Below are 1742 nucleotides of genomic sequence, written 5' to 3' on the forward strand. Positions count from 1 at the left end.
GCAAAGCGAGACGTGTCGCTAGACGGGAACCTCCGCGTGATTTCAGTCGCTGTCTTGTCGTTTTTTTATTCGGGGGAACCCTAGACATAAAAACGCCGCTTGTGGGTACCCTCATCGATGTGGGGTAAGCACAAGGCATTACCCCTACAGGTTAATTGTGAGGAATGAGGCATAAGACTATCGATCGACTGCGCTTTGATAACTACACGACGATTCGAGATCCCGGCTTATGATAGTGTAAAGAGAGTGAATATCACAGAGAGAGAAGGCGATCGATGATGAGCGCAGGTAGTAGCAGTACGCATCAAATTAAGTTTGGAACTGACGGATGGCGGGGAATCATCGCCGAGGATTTTACCTTTGCGAATGTATGCAAGGTCACACGAGCGATCGCCGCATATCTGAGCACGGCTTATAGCCAGGATCGTCCGGTGTTAGTCGCTTACGATCCGAGATTTTTAGCAGATAAGTTTGCCTACACGGCAGCAGAAATCTTAGCCGATTTGGGTTGGACGGTGAAAATTGTCGATCGAGATTGTCCGACCCCAGTTATCGCTTTCAATGCCAAGCACCTCAATTCTGCGGGTGCGTTAATGTTTACCGCCAGCCATAATCCTGCTGCCTATTGTGGGATTAAATATATCCCCGATTATGCAGGGCCAGCAACTTTAGAAATCACGGATACGATCGTCGGTAATCTCGCTAGTGCTAGCGATGCGCCGCCCGAAAAGAAGAATAGCAGCAAGATTAGCACTTTCGACCCGCAGCCGGAGTATTTCAAATTTATCTATACTCTGCTTGATGTCGAGCGGATTCGATCGGCCAAGCTCAAGGTTAAGTTCGATGCGATGTATTCCACCTCGCGGGGATATTTAGATAAGGTCTTACTCCATTGTGGGTGTGAGATCGAAAATTTCCACATGCAGCGGGATGTATTATTTGGGGGCGGGATGCCCGAACCAAAGGCCGAACTATTGGGCGAGCTGATTGCCGCCGTCCAAAAGGATAAAGCAGATCTGGGTGTTGCAACTGATGGCGATGCCGATCGATTTGGGATCGTCGATGAGCTGGGTAACGTATTGACGCCTAACACCGTCCTCCTAGTTCTAGCCAAGCATTTAATTAAAAACAAAGGTAAAACGGGCGCGATCGTCCGTACGGTGGCGACTACCCACCTCCTCGACAACTTTGCTGCTAAGCATGGCGTCCCCCTAATTGAAACCGCTGTCGGCTTCAAATATATCGGCGAGCAGATGCGGATTATCCCCGTTTTGATCGGTGGTGAAGAATCTGGCGGCTTGAGCATCATCGGCCACATTCCCGAAAAAGATGGCATCCTAGCGGATATGCTGATTGCTGAAGCGATCGCTTATGAAGGGAAACCCTTGAGCCAGATGGTTGCCGAAGTCATCGCCGAAGCGGGTGGCCCTCTGTCCAACCGTCGTCTGGATTTACATCTAGACAATGCGCACAAAGAAGCAGTGATGAAGACTTATAGTGAAAAACCGCCGACGAATATCGCGGGAATTGACGTTAAAGAAGTCGGTCGGAAAGATGGCGTAAAATTCTATCTCGCCGATGGTAGCTGGGTGCTGTTGCGTGCTTCTGGTACCGAGCCGCTGATCCGCGTCTATCTAGAGACTCACTCTGCCGAGCAGTTGCAAAAACTAGCCTCGACAATGGAAGCAGCGATCGATGCTCTGAAATAGGGGATAGGGCTAATACTAAATCCGGTGTGTAAA

At 49.7% G+C, this 1742-nt stretch carries 1 protein-coding gene; it reads left to right on the forward strand.

What is annotated here, in order from left to right; all coding sequences use genetic code 11:
* Window positions 1–278 precede the first annotated feature (278 nt).
* Entirely contained in the window at window positions 279–1709 is a 1431-nt protein-coding gene (locus tag RMO84_RS04365) for a phosphoglucomutase/phosphomannomutase family protein (RefSeq protein WP_396135767.1), read from the forward strand.
* Window positions 1710–1742: the final 33 nt, after the last annotated feature.

It is taken from the genome of Chamaesiphon sp. VAR_69_metabat_338, assembly GCF_031423935.1.
In the GTDB taxonomy this organism is placed as follows: Bacteria; Cyanobacteriota; Cyanobacteriia; order Cyanobacteriales; family Chamaesiphonaceae; genus Chamaesiphon.

What these genes read in the sequence shown, in the direction of transcription:
- RMO84_RS04365 (WP_396135767.1), top strand. Translation starts at nt 279, where the DNA reads ATGAGCGCAGGTAGTAGCAGTACGCATCAAATTAAGTTTGGAACTGAC.